Here is a 20184-nt window from a genome sequence, read left to right as displayed (position 1 = left end):
CAGCTAACAGGCGTGGAGGCGGGCGGCGGTGATGTGAACCGCCACTCCATCTGGACTCGGCGTTTATGCTAGATTCGGCGCCAATGCCTGTCTCGCGCAATTCGGGCAGAAACCATCGCAAAAAGGGCGAAATGATCAAATCACTGGATAAATTTCTGCGAGAGATCGATGAGGGCGACTGGGCCGTCATCAGTTCGGCCACCGATTACCCCGAAAACTGGGTGATCCCCGAACACAGCCACAACAAGCACCAACTGCTGTACGCCATTGGCGGTGTGATGGTGGTGTACTCGGCCCTGAGGCAATGGACGGTGCCGCCCAATCGTGGCTTCTGGATGCCTTGCGGTCAAGTTCACTCGCTGCGCTGCGTGGGTACGCTGCAGATGCGCAGCGTGTTCGTGCGCCCGGACAGCTTCCCCAACCTGCCGGCCGAGCCCAAGACGGTGACGGTCTCGCCGCTGCTGAGCGAACTGATCAAGGCCTCGGTCAGTTTGAAACCGCCATATGCCGAGGATTCACGCGACGCGCGGATCATGCACCTGATTCTTGACGAGCTGGCCATTCTCCCGGCCTTGCCGCTGTCGCTGCCCCAGCCTGCCGACCCGCGTCTGAGACCGATTTGCCTGGCGTTGCAGGATGAGCCGAGTGATGCCTCCACCGTCGCCGACTGGAGTGCGCGGTTGGGATTGGACCAGACCACCATCCAGCGCCTGTTCCGCAAGGAAACCGGCATGACCTTCGGCCAATGGCGCCAGCAAGCGCGGCTATTGCTGGCGCTGGAACGCATTGCGGTGGGGGAGAAGATCATTGATGTGGCGTTTGAATTGGGCTACGAAAGCCCCAGCGCTTTTACCAGCATGTTCAAGAAACAGTTTGGTAAAACGCCGAGTCATTTTTTCAAGTAGCGTCGCTCGCCATGCGCGCATGAGCAGGGCGGCGGGATGCCAGGTAAGCCAGCAGCGTGGCGACTACCAGCAAGGCGGCGCTCAGCTCGAAGGTGGCCCGGTAGCCGCTCAAGTCGAATGCCACGCCACCGACGGTGGCACCGGCGGCAATCGCCAACTGGATGATGGCGACCATCAACCCCCCGCCGGCCTCAGCGTCGTCGGGCAAGGTGCGTGCCAGCCATGTCCACCAGCCAACCGGAGCAGCTGTCGCTACCAGGCCCCAGCAGCCCAACAGCAGGGTGGTGACAATCGCTGAACCGCCGAACCCCACCAGCGCAAGGGCAATGCCGGCCATGATCAACGGAATGGCAATCAGCGTCGGGTACAGGTGACGCTTGAGCAAATGCTCAATCAACACCGTACCCGCCAGGCCGGCCAGGCCGAGCACCAGCAGCATCAGCGACAGGGTGGACACCTCCACCCGGGTCACGCCTTCCAGGAATGGCCGCAAGTAAGTGAACAGCATGAACTGGCCCATGAAGAACAGGCTGACGGCGCACATGCCCAAGGCCACCTTGGAGTTTTTCAGCAGGCGCAGCGCATTGCCGGTGGCCGCCGTGCCGCTGTGCTTGAGCGCCGGCAAGCTCAGCCACAGCCAGGCCAGCGCAATCACGGCCACTGGCACCACGCAAAAGAATGCGCCGCGCCAGCCAATCAGGCCGCCAAGAAAGCTGCCCAGCGGCGCCGCGATCACCGTCGCCAGGGCGTTGCCACCGTTGACGATGGCCAAGGCCCGTGGCACTTGGGCGGGCTCGACCAGGCGCATTGCCGTGGCCGCCGACAGTGACCAGAAGCCGCCAATCGCCACTCCAATCAACGCGCGCCCGAGCATGAACACCGCGTAATTCGGTGCGAACGCCACCACGCTGCCAGAGACGATCATCAGCAGGGTCAGGGCCATCAGCAGGCGCTTGCGATCCATCCGCGCGGCAACCGCCGCGATCACCAGGCTGGTGAGCAAGGCGAACACCCCGGACACGGAAATGCCCTGGCCGGCCTGGCCTTCAGTGATGTGCAAGTCAGCGGCCAGCGGTGTGAGCAGGCTGACCGGCATGAACTCGGAGGCGACCAAGGCAAACGCCGCGAGCGACATCGCCAGCACCGCGCCCCAGCGTTGCGGTTGAGGGGTAACGGAACTCACTGCAAGTGGCTCTGGAAGAAGGTGGTGAGCGTGTCAAACGGGATCAGTTCGACGCGGTCGTACAGGTCTACATGGCCGGCGTTGGGGATGATCAGCAATTGCTTGGGCTCGGCGGCGCGTTGATAGGCGTCTTCACTGAATTCACGGGAGTGCGCGTTGGCCCCGGTAATCAGCAGCAGTGGGCGCGGCGAGATCGTCTCGATATCGTTGAAGGGGTAGAAGTTCATGAACTTGACGTTACTGGTCAGCGTCGGCCGGGTGGTGGTCTGCGATGAGGCGCCTGCCGGGGTGACTTCGCCGCGCGGGGTGCGGTAGAAGTCGTAGAACTCGTCGCCGACCGGGTCGCCGGTAAGGCTCTGCGGCGTGCCACCGGTGTAGAGGGTCTCGCCGCCCTGGAACTCTACATAGCGCTGGTTGGCGGCCTGGCGCAGGATCTGCTGGCGCTGTTGCAAGGTCATGCCGTGCTTGAGGCCATTGCGGTTGGCCGCGCCCATGTCGTACATGCTGACGGTGGCGATTGCCTTGAGACGCGGATCGATCTTCGCAGCACTGATCACAAAACTGCCGCTGCCACAAATGCCGATGGCACCGATGCGTTCCCGGTCGACCTGTGGGCGAGTGCCGAGAAAGTCCACGGCGGCGCTGAAGTCTTCCACGTAGAGGTCGGGCAACACCGCGTTGCGTGGTGTGCCGGCGCTTTGGCCCCAGAACGACAGGTCCAGGGACAGGGTCACGAAGCCCTGTTCAGCCATTTTGGTGGCGTAGAGGTTGGCGCTTTGCTCTTTGACGGCGCCCATCGGGTGGCCGACGACCAGGGCTGCGTGCTTTGAGCCTGGGGCAAGGTGCCTGGGCATGAACAGCGTGCCTGCGACCTGCATGCCGTATTGATTGTTGAAGGTGACAGGTTCGGCCGTCACTGTGTCGCTGCTGTAGAAGTTATCCGCACCGTTAGACATATCGGCTCCAAATGAAGAAAGAGAAGTCACCAACAAACCCAGGGCGAGCAAGAGGCGTTTCATAGGGTGTTCCTCGTGAAGTGTCAGCACATTTTCCGGGTGACGGCAGGGCTTCTGTAGTGCATTTGAGTGGATTACTTGCCTGATCCTCTGAGTTTCAGCGCCAGGTGACGACGCCCGTGACTTGCGCGGGTAAAGTGCAATGAAGCATTGAAAGGGGCTGTCATGACATCCACTCCCACCCCATTGAACGCGCTGATCCAGTCGATTGGTTCGCGCACGCCGTCGCCCGGCGACTACGCCATGCCGATCCCCGGCCTGGGCTTTTATCGGCGTGAGCAACCCGCTGCGCCGGTGGTGTGCATGGTTGAGCCGTGCATCGTGCTGGTGGCCCAGGGCGAGAAGCAGTTGTGGGTCGGTGGCGAGGGCTACCCCTACGACACTTCCCGGTTCCTGGTGACGTCGCTGGACATTCCGGCCAATTCCGAGGTGCTGGCGGCCAGCCCTGAGCAACCGTGCCTGGGGCTGACGTTCAAGCTGGACCTGCGCATGCTCGCGGAGCTGATCGCCCAGGGTGGCTTGCCACCGGTGCGTGAGCGTGCGGTCATGAAGGGCGTGGGGATCGGCACGGTCACCGACGGCATGCTGGCCGCATTCGCGCGCCTGGTGGCGTTGCTGGATGAACCCGAGGCTATTCCGGTACTCGCGCCATTGATCCAGCGCGAGATTCATTACCGGCTATTGAAAAGCGACCAGGCCGGCCGACTGCGCCAGATCTGCTCGGTGGACGGACAGGGCTATCGAATTGCCAAGGCGATCGACTGGCTGAAGTTGAATTTCGACGCAGCCCTGCGTGTGGAAGAGCTGGCAGCGCGGGTGCAAATGAGCGCGGCGACCTTTCACCATCACTTCCGGCAACTGACCGCGATGAGCCCGCTGCAATACCAGAAATGGCTGCGTCTGAATGAAGCACGACGATTGATGTTGAACGAGCACCAGGATGTCTCCAGTGCCGCGTTCAAAGTCGGGTATGAGAGCCCGTCGCAATTCAGCCGTGAGTACAGCCGGCTGTTCGGGGTGCCGCCCAAGCGTGATATGGCGACACTGCGGGGCAGGGCAGGTGTCAGTGATCCGCCGGGGTCAGATTAGCGTAGAAGATGCAGCCAATCAGCCGTGCGAACAGGCTCAGGGTTTCCGGCAGGTTCGGGTCGTCGAACAGCATGGCCCGTGAGTCCAGCGCACACAGCGCCCCGAACAGGCGGCCATCGGGCAGGAAGATCGGCGCGCCGGCGTAGCTTTCGATGGCGTATTGCTTGACCACCGGGCGTGACGCGAAACGGCCGTTCTGGCTGATCTGGGGGATGAACAGGGTGTGTGGGTTGATGCAGAACTCACTGCACAGGGTGGTTTCAAGGTCGAGTACGTCGTCGACGTTGATGCCCATTTGCAGCGGGTCGTAGGCCGAACACACCACCCATTCCTGGTCGGTGAACTTGGCGATGCCGGCGAATCTCATCCCGGTCAGACGAGTGACCAGCTTGAGGATGTTGGTGGTTGCTTCAATTTCGGCAATGGCGGCGCGCTCGTCTGCGCTGAGTAACCTGTGTGCGGCGGTGACGCTTGAAACCATGCTGAACGCTCCAATGGCGTGGTCGCAGGCCGCGACCACGCACAGTCAGGTTATTAGTTGATGCGCGGGTGTTGCTGTACCAGGTTTTCCCGCTTGGTTTGCAGCGCGGCAATCTCGGCATCGATGTCTTCGATTTTCTGCTCGATATTGTCGTGATGCTCCTGCAGCAGCTCCTTGGCTTCTTCCATGTCGGAAGCCGCCGGGGCCGCGCCACGCAGGGGCTTGTTGGCGGTTTCCTTCATGGTCAGGCCCGTGATCAGTCCAACCACTGCAAACACCATCAGGTAATAGGCGGGCATGTACAGGTCGTTGGTGCTCTCCACCAGCCAGGCCACGGCGGTCGGCGTAACACCGGCGATCAGTACCGAGACGTTGAACGCACTGGCCAGGGCGCTGTAGCGCAGATGGGTGGGGAACATTGCTGGCAAGGTCGACGCCATCACGCCGATAAAGAAGTTCAGCACCACCGCCAGAATCAACAGGCCGCCGAAAATCAGGCCGGTCTTGCCACTGGTGATCAGCATGAAGGCCGGGATCGACAGGAACAGCAGGCCAATGCTGCCGGCGATGATGAAGGGCTTGCGGCCGATCTTGTCGCTGACGAAACCAATGAACGGCTGCACGAACAACATACCGACCATAATCGCGATGATGATCAGCACGCCGCTGTTTTCGGCATAGTGCAGGTTGTGGGACAGGTAGCTCGGCATGTAGGTGAGCAGCATGTAGTAGGTCACGTTGGTGGCCGCGACGATACCGATGCAGGTCAGCAGGCTGCGCCAGTGCTTGGTGGCGATTTCCTTGAACGAGACTTTAGGGCCGTGGCTCAGGCCTTCGCGGTCACCCTGTTCGAGTTTGTCGACATGCTGTTGAAACGCCGGGGTTTCTTCCAGCGCGTGGCGCAGGTACAGGCCGATGATGCCCAGGGGCAGGGCGAGGAAGAACGGCAGGCGCCAGCCCCAGGCCTCGAATTCGGCTTCACCGAGCACGGTGGAGATCAACACCACCACACCCGCGCCGAGCACGAAACCGGCGATGGAGCCGAAGTCCAGCCAACTGCCAAGGAAGCCGCGCTTGCGATCCGGGGCGTATTCAGCCACGAAAATCGACGCGCCGGTGTACTCACCGCCCACCGAGAAACCCTGGGCCATTTTGCACAGCAGCAACAGGATCGGCGCCCAGATGCCAATGGAGGCATAGCCGGGGATCAAGCCGATGGCGAACGTGCTCAGGGACATGATCACGATGGTGGCGGCCAGGACTTTTTGCCGCCCGTACTTATCGCCCAGTGCGCCGAAGAACAGGCCGCCCAACGGGCGAATCAGGAAAGGTACGGAGAAGGTGGCCAGTGCTGCGATCATCTGCACGCTGGGGGAAGCGTCGGGGAAGAACACCCTGCCCAGCACATAGGCGACAAAGCCATAGACGCCAAAGTCGAACCATTCCATGGCATTGCCAAGTGCGGCGGCGGTGATCGCCTTGCGCATCTTGTTGTCGTCGACAATGGTGATGTCTTTCAATCCGATGGGTTTGACGCGTTTTTTACGTAGTTTCATGCGGGCCACTCAAAAGCTGAACAGGGGAGGTGCCATCGCTACGATGGCACCGCTCTGTCAGTTCAGATACAAGTGGACACGAAATAATTCACCGCTTTGTGTATTTTTTCTCGCATGGGTAAAAATGCCTGGTTCTGAAGGCCGATGCATAGCTACCGGCAAAACAGATCAAATGTGGGAGCTGGCTTGCCTGCGAAAGCGGTGGTTCAGTTAAAGATTCAGTGACTGGCACTCCGCTTTCGCGGGCAAGCCCGCTCCCACAAGGGGAGGCATTGTCAGTCAGGCAAAACAGGGAAGTCATTTAAATGCCAAGCAGTCATTCACGCCTTACCTACCGCCAACCACGACCCGCAGACGTTCAGCGATTGTTCGCGATCTTCGGCGATCCACAGACCAACCTGTTCAATCCTGCCGGCCCGCTGCCCAACCTGGGGGCGGCACAACGGCTCTTGGATCACTGGCTGGAGCAATGGGCTTCCCAGGGCTACGGCTGGTGGGCGATTGCCCGCAAAGAGACCCCCGACCACATCATCGGGTTTGGCGGCATCGCGCCCCTTAATTACCTGACGCAGCGGCGCATCAACCTTGGCTATCGTCTGGCCGTGGAGGCCTGGGGGCAGGGGTATGCCACTGAGCTGGGTCGTGACGCCCTGGCGCTCGCGTTCGACACGCTATCGCTACCGGAAGTCTTCGGGTTAGTGCGGCCCGATCATGCTGCGTCGATCCGCGTATTGGAGAAGCTCGGCATGCAACGCTTTGGCCTGCTGGATGATGTCCCCGGTCAAGCGCCCAGCCTAGTGCTCAGGGTTTGTCGTCCTACAACTGCACAGCACTGACATTTTTCGAATTCACGTAAATCCTGGATAAGCGGCAATCTTTGCGATTGACACTGCGAGGGCGTCTCGCTATAAAACTCGAAGTTGTACGACGACATATGACGTTACATATGTCCTACCTAACAAAAATAAAAAGTGATGCCATGAATCTGAACGAGCCCATCAGTGCCCTTCGTGTCGGCCAGGCGGTCGGCAGCTATCGCTGGACGATCTGCGCGATGTTGTTTTTCGCGACCACGGTCAATTACCTCGACCGCCAGGTGCTCAGCCTCTTGGCACCGCAACTGTCAACGCAGTTTGGCTGGAGCAACACCGATTACGCCAACATCGCGGCGGTGTTCCAGTTTGTCTACGCCATTTCCATGCTGTTTGCCGGGCGCTTCGTCGACAGGATCGGCACCAAGGCCGCCTATGTGGTAGCCATTGGCATCTGGTCCACTGGCGCGATCATGCATGCGTTTTCGGTGCCGATGGGCGAGGGCATCGCGGCGGTCAGTGGTGCCATTGGCCTGGCGGTGATCCCGGTGTCCATTGCCGGTTTCATGCTCTCAAGGGCTGTGTTGGCGATTGGCGAAGCGGGTAACTTCCCGATCGCGATCAAGGCCACTGCCGAATATTTCCCCAAGAAAGAACGCTCCCTGGCCACCGGCATCTTCAATTCCGGCGCCAACGTCGGCGCGATTCTGGCGCCCATCTGTGTCCCCTTGATTGCTGGCATGTGGGGCTGGGAGGCGGCGTTTATGGTCATCGGTATGCTGGGTTTTGTCTGGGTTGCCGTGTGGGCCGCCGTGTATGAAAAACCGGAACAGCAAAAACGCCTGTCACCTGAGGAACTGGCCTACATCCGTAGCGACCAGACCGTACAACCATTTACCCCGGCACCGACGGGCACCGCAGGGAAGAAAGTCTCCTGGTTCAAACTATTGACCTACCGCCAGACCTGGGCGTTTGCCTTCGGCAAGTTCATGACCGACGGCGTGTGGTGGTTTTTCCTGTTCTGGTTGCCCACCTACCTGTCTGCCCAATACGGCATGAAAGGCGCCGATATCGTGATGCCGCTGGCGGTGCTGTACAGCATGACCATGGTCGGCAGTATTGGCGGCGGCTGGTTCCCCAGCTACTTCATGGCGCGCGGCGATGCCCCCTATGACGGGCGCATGAAAGCCATGCTGGTGATTGCGCTGTTCCCGCTGGTGGTGTTGCTGGCGCAGCCGTTGGGTTACCTCAGCTTCTGGGTGCCGGTGCTGCTGATCGGTGTGGGCGCTTCGGCACACCAGGCGTGGTCATGCAACATTTTCACCACCGTATCCGATATGTTCCCGCAGAAAACCGTGGCCTCGGTGGTCGGCATTGGCGGCATGGCCGGTGGCCTGGGTGGCGTGCTCATGACCAAGATCGGTGGCTGGGTGTTCGACTATTACAAGTCCATCAACGACATCCATACCGGCTACATGATCATGTTTGCCATCTGCGCCCTGGCTTACCTGGTGGCCTGGAGCGTGATGAAGGCGCTGGTGCCGCGCCACAAGGAAATCACTGACCTGTAACGCCACCTAGAAAGGTCATCAAGGCAGCGACGATGACCTCGGGCGCGTCCTCTTGCACCAGATGCCCCGCACACGGGACGCGCAGGTAGCGTGCACCTAATCTATCTGCGAGCGCGTCGCCCTGTGCCACGTTGATCCATTGGTCCTCCTCTCCCCAGAGCAATTGCACCGGGCAACGCAGCCCGGTGAGCCGGTCTTCAATCTGGTCGGTATAGCGCTGGTCCATTTGCGCAATCTGGCGATAGAAGGCGGGCTGGCCAATCTCGCCTGTCCAGGGCGTGACGTAGGCGAGCAGCACCTCGGCAGGTAGCGGCGTGAAGGCGGCGCCCTGTAGATAGGCACGCACAATCGCCTCATGGATATAGACCGGCGCGTCGCTGAAGGCCTGTTCATGGCGGCGCACATGCTGCACCAGTGGCGAACCCCAGGGCGCCATGGCGACGGGGTCGATCAAAGTCAGGCTGGCATAGTCGCAGCCATCGAGCAGATGCGAGCGCAGTGCCGTGGCACCGCCAAAATCATGGGCCAGCACATGGGGGCGTTCCAGGCCCCAATGGTGCAGCAGGGCGGCGAGCAACAGGTTTTGCACGCCCAGGGACACGTCCTGGCCCGGCGCCTGTTCAGACTGGCCATAGCCAAGCAGGTCGTAATAGAACACGCGGTACTGCTGGGCAAACAAGGGCGCGATACGCCGCCACACATGGGAGGAGAACGGCGTGCCATGCACCATCACCAGCGCCGGCCCCTGGGTACCCAGCTGGCCCCAGCGCACGGTTTGATTGTGGAAGTCAAAGGTGTGGGGCAGTGCCAGTGCGTCGTTTGAATGGGTCATGGTTGAGTCTCCCCTAAGGTCTGATGGGTTGTGGCGGGTTTTGCCTGCGCCAGGAGGATACGAACCGCCATGACCACGCCGACGAGCACGGCAGCCAGGCCCACGGCTTCCATTGGCGTCGGCCAGCGCCGGTGAAAGCCTAGACCGAGCAGGCTGGCGAAGAGTGATTCCAGGGCAATCAACTGACCGCTCAGTACCATGGGCAGGCGCCGCGTTGCCGCATTCCAGGCCCAGGCGCCGACCGCCGTGGACATCACCGCGATGCCCAGGCTCCAGGCATACAGCGGCCATGCCTGGCTCCAAGCCGCGCCAAGGGTCGGCAACCGGAACAAGCCCAGCGCGTATAGCCATGGCAGCAGGCACAGCGCCGCGCCGCCTGCGCCTACCAGCATCAGGGCAGTCCACAGACCGGTTGCGCTGGCTGGCAGGCGCGCCAGTTGCTGTTGATTGATGACGCTGAACCCCAGCCACAAGGCCACTGCGCCCAGGGAGAAGCACAAAGCCGCCAGCCAGGAACCGGTGCCGGAGGCGGGCAGTTGGAGGCTGCTGACCGTGGCCAGCAACAGCCCCATGGTGAGGCAGGACAACGGCATCACCAACTGGCGCCATTGCAGGGTCTTGTGACTGGCGTTGCCTATCAACGCCAGTAGCACCGGGACCATGCCGACAAACGCTGGCGTCAGCACCGGGCCGCCGAACATCACGCCGGCAGCAATGCACACGCCATAACCGAGGCAACCCAGTGCGCCCAGTGCTGCCGCCAGTACGCACTGGCCGGTGCTGAGTACACTCAATTGCGCCCTGCACACCATGATCCAGACGAGACCCAGCCCACCGGCCATCAGAAACCGTACGGCCATCAAGTCGTAGAGGCTGTAGACGCCGGTGACGTAGGGCGCAATGAAGTTCAGCGCCCAGCCAAGGGTGGCGACAACGGCAAATATCACACCGGTAAAGAGTGAGGTGCGGGCGCTGGTCATGAGGCTGATCCATGAAGTGAGGGATTCATGGTGCCCAGCGCTGCGGCTGTGCTACAAACGAGTTTTCAGCCTTGGATGCATAACCACAGATTATGAATGCACTTGGCAAAACCTTACCGCCTCTGGCCAGCCTCCTGCCGTTTGAAGCGGCGGCGCGCCTGGAGAGTTTCTCCAAGGCGGCCGATGAATTGCACCTCACCCAGGCAGCGGTCAGTCGGCAGATCCGCGGGCTGGAGGACAACCTGGGGGTCAAGCTGTTTTGTCGGCGCAACCGTGGGGTGTTCCTGACGCAAGAAGGGCGTGAGCTGGGGCGGGTGGTCAGCCTGGCCTTGCACAGCATCAGCGAGGGCGCGGTCAGCCTGAGAACATCGCCCCAGCGAAATCGCGTGGTACTGCTATGCCAGCTATGCGAGGCGTTCTATTGGTTGATGCCGCGCCTGGCGACCTTCCACCAGCAATACCCGCAGATCGAGATCCAGGTGGTGACCTGCACGCGGCCGATCACCCAGTTCGACGGGCATTTCGATGTGGCCCTGCAAAGTACCCGGCGCGCCAGTGGCAGCCATACGCTGATGTTCACCGCCTCCGACGAGGTGTTCCCGGTGTGCAGCCCCAGCTACCTCTGCCCGGAACAACCGTTATCACTGGCTGAATTAAAGCCCTGCACCTTTCTGCACCACAGCTCCGAGCCTCCGCACTTGATGGAATGGGATGAGTGGCTGCAGATGTTCGGCCACACGCTGGCCAGGGATGCACGCAGTGCCACCTTCGACAGTTACCCGCTGATGTTGCAAGCCGCCGTGGAAGGGCACGGTATCGCCATGGGTTGGCGTCGTACCGCAAGCCGGCTGATTGAGAGTGGGGCGCTGGTGCGGCCCTGCGCAGAAAGCGTGTTTTTGCCCGAGGCTATTTCGGTCTACAGGCAGCAAGGGGCGGGCAGTCGGGAGGAGGTCACGGCGTTGTTGGCCTGGCTTGACGCACAATTGCAAAGTGACGGCTGACAGGGGCGTCGCTGCCCCTGTCATCTGCGGTTATTGGTTACGCGTGACGCGCCAAATCGTATTGGCCAGGTCGTCTGCAATGATCAGCGCGCCTTTGGGGTCTACCGTCACCCCCACTGGACGCCCACGGGTCTTGCCATCGTCGCCGCGAAAGCCGGTGGCAAAGTCGATGGGCTCGCCCGCCGGTTTGCCGTTGCTGAACGGCACGAAGATCACCTTGTAGCCCACTGGGTTGTCACGGTTCCAACTGCCGTGCTCGCCGACAAACGCGCCGTCAGCGAATTTTTCACCCATGGCGGGGATGGAAAAATCCACGCCCAGCGCGGCCACATGGGAGCCCAGGCTGTAATCGGGTTTGATCGCCGCAGCCACCTTGGCCGGGTTCTGCGGTTGTGCGCGGGGGTCGACGTTCTGGCCCCAGTAGCTGTAGGGCCAGCCGTAGAAGGCACCTTCACGCACCGACGTCAGGTAGTCTGGCACCAGGTCGGGGCCGAGTTCATCGCGCTCGTTGACCACGGTCCACAGTTGCCCTGAGCCCGGTTGGATGGTCAGCGCCGTCGGATTGCGCAGGCCCGTAGCGTAGGGCTTATGCGCGCCGGTGGCGGCATCGATCTGCCAGACCATTGCGCGGTCGATCTCCACTTCCATGCCGCGTTCGGTGATGTTGCTGTTGGAACCGATGCCCACGTACAGCTGACGCCCGTCGTCACTGACGGCCAATGACTTGGTCCAGTGATGGTTGATCTGCGCCGGCAGGTCGGTGACTTTGACGGGCGGGGCGCTGGCCTTGGTTTGGCCGTCGGCGTAGTCAAAGCGCACCAGTGCGTCCTGGTTGGCCACGTACAGTTTGCCGTCGGCGAATGCCAGCCCGTAGGGAGCGTTGAGGTTGTCGGCGAATACCGTCTTGAGTTCATAGGTGCCGTCACCGTCGGCGTCACGCAGCAGCGTAATGCGGTTGCCGCCCTTGACCTTGGTGTTGCCCTGGGCCTTGATCACACTGGCGATCACGTCCTTGGGCTTGAGTTTGGCCGCACTGCCGCCACGGCCTTCGGCCACCAGGATATCGCCGTTGGGCAGCACCAGGGTCTGGCGCGGGATCGCAAGGTCGGTGGCGATGGCGGTGACGCTGTAGCCTTCGGGCACCTTGGGCTTTTGATCGCCCCACGGCGTGGGCTCAGCAATCTTCATGCTCGGCAGCAGGCTGCTTTGTTGTTCGGGCAGCTTGGGGTCAGGGCCGCGCGCCTGGGTCTTGTCACCTTCGCCGCCACAGGCACTCAGCAACAGGGCGGCGCTGAGCAGGGTCAGTGTGTTGAGTGGTTTCATCGGGCAGCTCCTGAGCGCAGGTTGGTCAAGCCGATCCAGGTGGCGACAATCGCCAGCACGGTGACGATCGCCGACAGCACCAAGCCAGCAGGCATCATGGCGTAGGCATCCTTGGCATGTTGAAAGGCGTTCACCAGCCCCAGCACCCAAGTGCCCAGCAACAGCAGGAAGTACGCCACCGGGCGCCCGCCCTTGTGTTCGGCACGCACCAGGTTGACCAGCGCAAACAGCAGGGCAAAACCACAGAACACCAAGGCTCCTGCGATAAGCCAGGAGGCAAAATTGGCCCATTGGATCTGGTAGGTCTGGCCGTAGGCGATATCACTGAGCAAGGCCCCGAGAAACAACGGCACGGTGCCGGCAAGCAAAGTCCCGTGCAACGGCCCAGGCCTGACGACGGGGTAAGTGGGGAGGGTAGTCATGTTGGTGGCGGCTCCTTATCGTTCTGCACCCTGGGCTCAGGGCGCGCTGACTTCGCATAGGAAAGGAGCATGGCACTTGTAAGAAAGTTCACTGGGATGGCGTGTCGAGGTGTTTCTCGAACCATGCCCAATAGGGCGTATTTTTGACCTGGCGGCGGTTGTAATCCGGGCTGCCATCGCCCCACCACACAGGGCCACGCTCGCCCAATGCCACCTTGGCACGCTGCACCCGTTGCCGGGCGGCGTTCAAGGCTTCGGGGGCGGCGCTGCCCTTGGCTGACTTGACCGCCCGGCGTGCATCCATCAATTGATTGACCCAGTATTGGCGCGTCGCTTCATCCAGCGCCGGATTGGTACAGCGCCACAACTGCCCCTTGACCACAAAGTAGCGACCGTCCGGGGTGCTAAGCATGGTGCCAGCGCAGCACTCGCAGCACACCCCATAGCATCGAAATCACAATCGCCATCCAACCGGCAAACAGACTGAAGAGTGTCATTGCAAGGTTCATCACCACCTCCAATTGCGTTGTCGTCTCCTGATAGGTGACCTCGCTCGGGAACGAGGATTCAACTGGATGTGTTTACGATAATGCCTGCATGACTCATCCTGTTGGGCTCCTCCAAGGAATCGTTTTATGCCAACCCTGCACCTGTTATGCGGCAAGATCGCCTCCGGCAAGTCCACACTCGCCAAGACCCTCGCCACCGAGCACGCAGCCATTGTGCTCAGCGAAGACCAGTGGCTGGCCAGTCTCTACCCTGGTCAGATCCAGAGCATTGCCGACTACCTGCGCTGTGCCCAGCAGGTTCGTGGAGTACTTGAGCCGCTGGTGATCGATCTGTTGGCGTGCGGCGTCAATGTGGTGCTGGATTTTCCGGGCAATACCCTCGCCAGTCGTCAATGGTTACTCGGCCTGGCCCAGGCAGCCAAGGTGCCGCACTGCCTGCATTACCTGGCGCTGGACGATGCCACCTGTCGTGCGCGCCTGCATGCGCGCAATGCCCGAGGTGAACATGATTTTGCCGCCACCGATGCCGAGTTTGACCTGATCACTCGCCATTTCAGTGTGCCGAGTGAAGAGGAAGGGTTGGTGATTGAGGTGCATCGCCCGTGACTACCCAAAAACCTGCTGGCATCGATGGCGACGGCTATATCCTCACCGTCGCTGATGGGCCTATACAACCGGAGTTCCAGCCCCTGCTGGCGGACGTTTGCGCTACCTTGTCCCGGCCTGAGCTGGGGCTGCACGGGATCTACCTGTATGGCAGCATCGCACGGGGCGAAGGAGAGATCGGCACTTCTGATCTTGACCTTTCCCTGATACTTATCGAACCACCGGATGCGCCTGTGCTTGAACAATTGGAGTCGGCCCGACTCGCTTTGGAGCAACGGCATCCCCATGTCACCAAGATCGACTTTGATATCGGTCACCGCGCCCAGGTGTTGGCGCCTGAAAACCTAAACAGTTGGGGCTTCTGGCTCAAACATCATTGCCGCTGTCTCTGGGGCGAAGACCTGTCACTGCACTTTCAACCGTTTCGCCCGTCCCGCGCCATCGCCTTGGCGGTCAATGGCGATTTTGAACAGGCGCTCACGGCGTACCTGGTGCGTATCGAACTGGCCAGCACTGAACACACGCGCTATCGCTTGCAGCGGGAAGCCGCGCGGGCATTGATTCGGGCTACCCATACCCTGCGAGCGGAAGACGCGCAAATCTGGCCGCAAACCCTGGAAGAGTACGTCGGCCTGTTTGCTCTGCATTACCCGAACATGCGTGTGCAAATCGCGTACTTCCTGTTTGAGGCACGCAACCCGAGTGCGGAGCGCGAGGAATTTACCACGCGATTACGAGCATTTTTGAGTTGGCTGGTTGCGGCACAATGATCTTGACCTAAAGCAAGCGCCTGGGCTTCACTCCGGCAACCGGTGGGATGTGAGGGGCGGTACTTGGCGTCATGCACAAGCAACCTCCAAGTACGCTACAGCAACCGCATTTTGGGTCCTCTGCATCGACCGAAAACTTGAGCAGAATGTTGCCATGAGCATGCTCGTCGATGTGGTCACCCTGGCAGACCTGCCGGTCTTGAGTGAGCATCGCTGTGCCATGCCATCCTGCAGCTTTATACGCATCGAGCGATGCCTGGGCAGGGTGTCCGTATTCATTTCCTTTGCCTACGGACAGAGCCAGCTTCATTGGGGTGCCCGGCTTAGGATTGGGAACAGCGGATACCGTTATCTTCGACCCATGATGAGGTGCCACCATACCGGCTAACTCAAGTTGCCGGTTGCTTGTGAGGGAGGGGATCGACGGAAAGTCGGCGTCACCTGTCATGAGAATTGCCGGCCCTTGGCCCTTGGGTTGGACGAACAGCGCGATTCCGGTGTTATTTCTGTCAGCCGGAGTCTGCCGTGTGGGCTCACACGCTTCGAGCCAGCCCTCGGAAAACGGTATCTGTGTGCAGTTATCCGGCCACAGAAGCATGGCCGAGATACCGGGCATAAGCTGCGTCTTTGTCAGCGCTTCATAGAAACTCAATGCTAGTGGGCTAACTTGGTGTTCTGGCCGTTCGGGCGGGCGGGCAATCCAGAAGCGAGCCAGCGCCTTACGGTTAAACTCGTGCCGAGTGGTCAAGCTCTTAGGGTTGTACTTGCTTCTGGCGATTGCGTATGACCAATGGTCCATATCCCAATGAGAGAGAACGACGGGCGCAACTCTAACGTAGTCGCATGAGAAAAAATTTGGCTGACGCGGTGGTCGCGTCCGCGCATGAAAGTTGGGCGCCCATCCCAAATCAAAAAAGACGCGCGGATGTTCAAACTTATCAATGATCGCGTTGCAGTTACCCTGACCTACATCATATGCAGCGACCGAGAGTTGGCCCGCGCCCTGCAACGAGACATCCAGTATGCCGGTGATGAGCGTTTCAGGCGCGCGCGATGCGTCCGCCAGCATGAAAGCGTCATATTCGTCTCTGCTCAACTTGAGGGGAGTGATGTCGTAAATGTGCAGGACGACAGGCTCGGCGTTATCCCCGAACATCACGACTGACGCTTCAACCGAATTTTCGCTCGCATGGGAAGCTACCCCGAGTTGCACCCACTGGCTTTCCGAGTTTTCAATGATTGGAAAACGCTGCGAAAGGTAAGAGAGAGAAAGACGCAGGGTAAGCAAACCGCCGATTCTTTTTATGCCATAAAAGCGCGAACGTGATAGTCCCGTACTGAAACAATCCAACGTTACCCAGCCGTCCCCGTCCCCGTCGCGTTCTATGTCGACAAGCGCCTTGAATGTCTTACGCCTGGGTTTCATCGAATCATGGTCCTTCATGGCACTGTCGCTCCTGTTACTGGCTTGGCTGTATTGATTTGCGAGGGGATATTACAGCAACCTTTAGCGCGAAGTGCCTGCACGACGAAAACACCGGGATTTGTGCGGTTAAAATGGTCTTCCATAGTGGTAGGAAAGGAATCAATCAGATGCGTGAACGCAAAGCCGCACGATTACTGGTCATCAACCCTGCACAGCAAGTGTTGCTGTTTCGCTTCGTGCATAAAAACGGCGCCCTGGCCGGCCAGGATTACTGGGCCACGCCCGGCGGTGGCGTGGAGGCAGGGGAGAGCTTCCACAGCGCTGCGATTCGTGAGTTGCGCGAAGAGACTGGTATCACCGTCAGCAGCGTTGGGGAATCCGTGGCAGAGCGTAGTTTCCCGTTGATGTTACCCAGCGGTGAAACCGTGTTGGCAGTAGAGCGGTACTTCGTTGTGCATGCATCCAGCGACGCGCTTTCCAGGGCCGAATGGACAGTAGAGGAGACCCAGGTGATGGCGGATCATCATTGGTGGTCGGCAGAGGCGCTGCTCGCGACGAGCGATACGGTATGGCCGCAGGCGTTGCCGCAAATGCTGGAGGATGCCGGGGTGTTTTAGCCGTTTTCCATGAACGATGGGGGCAGACGAATCGGGGCCACATTTAGGCACGCGGCGGCTTTAAGGCCGTCACGGGAGCAAGCTCCCTCGCCACAGGTGCAGCATTGCATCAAAAAGCGCATCGCGGGTTACATGGATCTAATATTTCCGCGGTATTGAACACCCTTGCATAGTCCATCGCCAAGTTACTGAGCGACAACGCATGCACATCCTCTGCGACCCACAGGCGCCCCGACAAGTCGGTTTGATCGAAGGTAAAACACGCATCCGCTGCGACGATCACGTCGAACCCCAGGTTGCCGCCCGAGCGTGCGGTGGATTCCACTGAGTTGTTGGTGATGACCCCGACGATCACCAACTGCTGGATCGAGCGCAGGTGCAGCCAGCGCTCCAGGCCCGTGGCGCTGAATGCATCCGGTACGTTTTTTTCCACCACATGCTCATGGGCCACAGGGTGCAGCGCATCCTGGAACTCACAGCCGGGCTGGCCTGGCCGGAACACCGAAGCGCCAGAGCGGGAGATATGCCGCACATGAATGATCGGGCGTTGCGCCTGGCGCCAGGCATTGAGCAATTGCTGCATGTGCTGCTCAGCGTCTGGGTTGTTGCGGCGGCCTAGTGTGGGATCGGCCATGCCTTTTTGCATATCGATGATCAACAGTGCGGCGTTCGTCGCTATCGGTTCCATGGTCTGTCCTGGCAGTGGTGAGCATTATCTAACTGGAGCAACGCGCTCCCACAGGGCGGACGTTAGCACTGATCAGCAGCCCATACGCAAAACCCTGAGACTTCCCGGCGAAACGCTTCATAATGGCGGCCAATTTGTTTAGCTCGTTATTCTGGTGTGCCCGCATGGAAATTAAGGTCAACTTTCTCGACAACCTTCGGCTTGAAGCCAAGTTCGATGACTTCACGGTCATTGCCGACCAGCCCATCCGCTACAAGGGCGATGGTTCGGCACCGGGGCCATTCGACTACTTCCTGGCTTCGTCGGCGTTGTGTGCGGCGTACTTTGTGAAGTTGTACTGCCAGACGCGCAATATTCCCACCGAGAATATTCGCCTGTCGCAGAACAACATCGTCGACCCGGAAAACCGCTACAACCAGATTTTCAAGATCCAGGTCGAATTGCCCACAGATATCTCCTACAAGGACCGCCAAGGCATCCTGCGCTCCATCGACCGCTGCACCGTGAAGAAGGTGGTGCAGGCCGGGCCGGAATTCGTGATTGAGGAAGTCGAGAACCTCGACGCCGATGCCCAGGCGCTGTTGATGCCCAACTCCACGTCCGCAGCAGGCACCTACATTGCCGGCAAGGACCTGCCGCTGGAGCAGACCATCGCCAACATGTCGGCGATTCTCGCGGGCCTGGGCATGAAGATCGAGATTGCCTCGTGGCGCAATATCGTGCCCAACGTGTGGTCGCTGCATATCCGCGACGCCCATTCACCGATGTGCTTTACCAACGGCAAAGGCGCGACCAAAGAGGGCGCGCTGGCGTCGGCGCTGGGTGAGTTCATTGAGCGTCTGAACTGCAACTTCTTCTACAACGACCAGTTCTGGGGCGAGGACCTGGCCAACGCGCCGTTCGTGCATTACCCGGACGAACGTTGGTTCCAGCCGGGCCCCAACGATGAGCTGCCGAGTGAAATCCTCGATGCCTACTGCCTGAAAGTCTACAACCGCGAGGGCGAGCTGCGTGGTTCACACCTGTTCGACACCAACTCCGGCAACGAAGCCCGTGGCATTGTCTCGCTGCCGTTCGTGCGTCAGTCCGATGGCGAGGTGGTGTATTTCCCGTCCAACCTGATCGAAAATCTCTACTTGAGCAACGGCATGAGCGCTGGCAACACCTTGGCCGAAGCCCAGGTGCAGTGCCTGTCGGAGATTTTCGAGCGAGCGGTGAAGCGCGAAATCATCGAGGGCGAATTTGCGCTGCCGGACGTACCCGCCGAAGTGCTGGCCAAGTACCCGGGCATCCTGGCGGGTATCGAAGGCCTGGAAGCCCAGGGCTTTCCGGTGCTGGTCAAGGACGCGTCCCTGGGCGGTGAATTCCCGGTGATGTGCGTGACCTTGATGAACCCGCGTACCGGCGGCGTGTTCGCTTCGTTCGGCGCGCACCCCAGCCTGGAAGTGGCACTGGAACGCAGCCTCACCGAGCTGCTGCAAGGCCGTAGCTTCGAAGGCTTGAACGATCTGCCGCAGCCGACCTTCGAAGGCCAGGCGGTCACCGAGCCGAACAACTTCGTCGAGCACTTTATCGATTCCAGCGGCGTAGTGTCGTGGCGCTTCTTCAGTGCCCAGTCGGATTATGAATTCGTCGAGTGGGACTTCTCCGGCCAGGGCGAAGACTCCAACGCCCAGGAAGCCGCCACGCTGTTCGGCATCCTCGAAGGCATGGGCAAAGAGTCGTACATGGCGGTGTATGAGCACCTGGGCGCTACTGCCTGCCGCATCCTGGTGCCGGACTACTCGGAAATCTACCCGGTGGATGACCTGATCTGGGACAACACCAACAAGGCGCTGTTTTTTCGCGAAGACATCCTCAACCTGCACCGCCTCAGCGAGGAGGAGCTGCAGGCGTTGGTCGAGCGCCTGATAGAAAGTGAGCTGGACGACTACACCGATATCACTACGTTGATTGGCATTGAGTTCGACGACAACACCGCGTGGGGCCAGTTGACCATTCTGGAGCTGAAACTGCTGATATTCCTGGCGCTGAAGCAGTATGAAGAGGCCAAGGAATGCGTAGAGATGTTCCTGCAGTACAACGACAACACCGTTGAGCGCGGCCTGTTTTACCAGGCGATGAATGCGGTGCTGGAGATGGAACTGGATGATGACCTGGAACTGGCTGACTACGAGGCCAACTTCCGGCGCATGTTCGGTAATGAGCGCATGGACGCGGTGATCGGTTCGGTTGACGGCAGTGTGCGCTTTTATGGGCTGACGCCGACCAGCATGAAGCTGGAAGGCCTGGACCGGCATTTGCGCTTGATCGACAGCTACAAGAAGCTGCATGCGGCGCGGGCCAACATCACCCAAGGCTGATACACACTGATCGTTCCGACGCTCCGCGTGGGAA

General features: G+C 60.2%; 20 protein-coding genes. 9 read left to right on the top strand and 11 right to left on the bottom strand.

All coding sequences use genetic code 11. From position 1 onward, the window contains the following. Nucleotides 1-83: 83 nt before the first annotated feature. Entirely contained in the window at nt 84-905 is an 822-nt protein-coding gene (locus AC1RAC_RS01750) for an AraC family transcriptional regulator (RefSeq protein WP_072446356.1), read from the top strand. On the opposite strand, the gene AC1RAC_RS01745 is transcribed toward AC1RAC_RS01750, so the two are convergent. Together AC1RAC_RS01745 and AC1RAC_RS01740 are read right to left on the bottom strand one after the other, a co-directional pair. Beyond that, complete coding sequence (locus AC1RAC_RS01745; protein WP_034127598.1) at nt 898-2088, bottom strand: MFS transporter; 1191 nt, start codon at nt 2086-2088, stop codon at nt 898-900. The two genes, AC1RAC_RS01750 and AC1RAC_RS01745, sit on opposite strands and share 8 nt — an antisense overlap. Next, nucleotides 2085-3107, bottom strand: coding sequence for an alpha/beta hydrolase (locus tag AC1RAC_RS01740; protein ID WP_034127597.1), 1023 nt, complete (start codon nt 3105-3107; stop codon nt 2085-2087). Before AC1RAC_RS01740 ends, AC1RAC_RS01745 begins: the two co-directional genes overlap by 4 nt. Before the next feature lie 162 nt (nt 3108-3269). Here AC1RAC_RS01740 and AC1RAC_RS01735 point away from each other — a divergent pair, with 162 nt between their 5' ends. Continuing rightward, the gene (locus AC1RAC_RS01735; protein WP_057975769.1) at nt 3270-4193 is read left to right on the top strand and encodes an AraC family transcriptional regulator; all 924 of its coding nucleotides are present in this window, start codon (nt 3270-3272) and stop codon (nt 4191-4193) included. On the opposite strand, the gene AC1RAC_RS01730 is transcribed toward AC1RAC_RS01735, so the two are convergent. Beyond that, on the bottom strand, nt 4168-4674 hold the full coding sequence (locus AC1RAC_RS01730; RefSeq protein WP_020302594.1) for a GAF domain-containing protein: 507 nt from the start codon (nt 4672-4674) through the stop codon (nt 4168-4170). The two genes, AC1RAC_RS01735 and AC1RAC_RS01730, sit on opposite strands and share 26 nt — an antisense overlap. Before the next feature lie 53 nt (nt 4675-4727). Next, nucleotides 4728-6230 carry a glycine betaine/L-proline transporter ProP gene (gene proP / locus AC1RAC_RS01725; RefSeq protein WP_492616068.1) on the bottom strand — a complete coding sequence of 501 codons (1503 nt, stop codon included), beginning with the start codon at nt 6228-6230 and terminating at the stop codon, nt 4728-4730. A 305-nt stretch (nt 6231-6535) separates the two neighbouring features. On the opposite strand from proP, the gene AC1RAC_RS01720 reads away from it, so the two are divergent. Then, the gene (locus AC1RAC_RS01720) at nt 6536-7066 is read left to right on the top strand and encodes a GNAT family N-acetyltransferase (protein WP_054921363.1); all 531 of its coding nucleotides are present in this window, start codon (nt 6536-6538) and stop codon (nt 7064-7066) included. Between the two features lie 143 nt (nt 7067-7209). Continuing rightward, on the top strand, nt 7210-8613 hold the full coding sequence (locus tag AC1RAC_RS01715) for an MFS transporter (protein WP_492616067.1): 1404 nt from the start codon (nt 7210-7212) through the stop codon (nt 8611-8613). Here the strand turns inward: AC1RAC_RS01715 and AC1RAC_RS01710 are convergent. Further along, the gene (locus AC1RAC_RS01710) at nt 8600-9445 is read right to left on the bottom strand and encodes an alpha/beta fold hydrolase (protein WP_492616066.1); all 846 of its coding nucleotides are present in this window, start codon (nt 9443-9445) and stop codon (nt 8600-8602) included. The two genes, AC1RAC_RS01715 and AC1RAC_RS01710, sit on opposite strands and share 14 nt — an antisense overlap. Next, on the bottom strand, nt 9442-10425 hold the full coding sequence (locus tag AC1RAC_RS01705) for a DMT family transporter (RefSeq protein ID WP_054897351.1): 984 nt from the start codon (nt 10423-10425) through the stop codon (nt 9442-9444). The genes AC1RAC_RS01710 and AC1RAC_RS01705 overlap by 4 nt, the downstream gene beginning before the upstream one ends. A 92-nt stretch (nt 10426-10517) precedes the next feature. Between AC1RAC_RS01705 and AC1RAC_RS01700 the strand changes: the two genes are divergently transcribed. Next, nucleotides 10518-11426, top strand: a complete 909-nt coding sequence (locus tag AC1RAC_RS01700; RefSeq protein WP_198791714.1) for a LysR substrate-binding domain-containing protein — start codon at nt 10518-10520, stop codon at nt 11424-11426. A gap of 30 nt (nt 11427-11456) precedes the next feature. Here the strand turns inward: AC1RAC_RS01700 and AC1RAC_RS01695 are convergent, their stop codons facing one another. The 3 genes from AC1RAC_RS01695 to AC1RAC_RS01685 all read right to left on the bottom strand — a co-directional run bounded on the left by AC1RAC_RS01695 (nt 11457) and on the right by AC1RAC_RS01685 (nt 13583). After that, entirely contained in the window at nt 11457-12749 is a 1293-nt protein-coding gene (locus tag AC1RAC_RS01695; protein WP_014718638.1) for a PQQ-dependent sugar dehydrogenase, read from the bottom strand. Further along, on the bottom strand, nt 12746-13171 hold the full coding sequence (locus AC1RAC_RS01690; RefSeq protein WP_057711788.1) for a DUF2231 domain-containing protein: 426 nt from the start codon (nt 13169-13171) through the stop codon (nt 12746-12748). Before AC1RAC_RS01690 ends, AC1RAC_RS01695 begins: the two co-directional genes overlap by 4 nt. 88 nt (nt 13172-13259) lie before the next feature. Further along, nucleotides 13260-13583: a hypothetical protein gene (locus AC1RAC_RS01685; protein ID WP_492616065.1), complete on the bottom strand. Its 324-nt coding sequence runs from the start codon at nt 13581-13583 to the stop codon at nt 13260-13262. A 223-nt stretch (nt 13584-13806) separates the two neighbouring features. On the opposite strand from AC1RAC_RS01685, the gene AC1RAC_RS01680 reads away from it, so the two are divergent. Together AC1RAC_RS01680 and AC1RAC_RS01675 are read left to right on the top strand one after the other, a co-directional pair. Further along, nucleotides 13807-14286 carry a P-loop nucleotide/nucleoside kinase family protein gene (locus tag AC1RAC_RS01680; protein WP_492616064.1) on the top strand — a complete coding sequence of 160 codons (480 nt, stop codon included), beginning with the start codon at nt 13807-13809 and terminating at the stop codon, nt 14284-14286. Further along, nucleotides 14283-15056, top strand: coding sequence for a nucleotidyltransferase domain-containing protein (locus AC1RAC_RS01675; protein WP_492616063.1), 774 nt, complete (start codon nt 14283-14285; stop codon nt 15054-15056). The genes AC1RAC_RS01680 and AC1RAC_RS01675 overlap by 4 nt, the downstream gene beginning before the upstream one ends. Before the next feature lie 7 nt (nt 15057-15063). Here AC1RAC_RS01675 and AC1RAC_RS01670 read toward each other — a convergent pair whose 3' ends face one another. Beyond that, nucleotides 15064-16500, bottom strand: a complete 1437-nt coding sequence (locus AC1RAC_RS01670; protein ID WP_198716575.1) for a ComEC/Rec2 family competence protein — start codon at nt 16498-16500, stop codon at nt 15064-15066. 149 nt (nt 16501-16649) lie between these two features. Here AC1RAC_RS01670 and AC1RAC_RS01665 point away from each other — a divergent pair, with 149 nt between their 5' ends. Continuing rightward, the gene (locus tag AC1RAC_RS01665; RefSeq protein ID WP_492616062.1) at nt 16650-17099 is read left to right on the top strand and encodes an NUDIX hydrolase; all 450 of its coding nucleotides are present in this window, start codon (nt 16650-16652) and stop codon (nt 17097-17099) included. A gap of 109 nt (nt 17100-17208) precedes the next feature. Here the strand turns inward: AC1RAC_RS01665 and AC1RAC_RS01660 are convergent, their stop codons facing one another. Further along, nucleotides 17209-17787: a cysteine hydrolase family protein gene (locus AC1RAC_RS01660; protein ID WP_492616061.1), complete on the bottom strand. Its 579-nt coding sequence runs from the start codon at nt 17785-17787 to the stop codon at nt 17209-17211. A gap of 164 nt (nt 17788-17951) precedes the next feature. On the opposite strand from AC1RAC_RS01660, the gene AC1RAC_RS01655 reads away from it, so the two are divergent. Next, a complete protein-coding gene (locus AC1RAC_RS01655) occupies nt 17952-20150 on the top strand; it encodes an OsmC domain/YcaO domain-containing protein (protein ID WP_492616060.1) in 2199 nt (732 codons plus the stop codon). The last annotated feature ends 34 nt before the right edge of the window (nt 20151-20184 follow it).

It is taken from the genome of Pseudomonas sp. GW823-FHT02F05 (assembly GCF_058797315.1).
The sequence above is the reverse complement of the archived record's forward strand: the minus strand, read 5'-3'. Positions and strand labels throughout refer to the sequence as shown.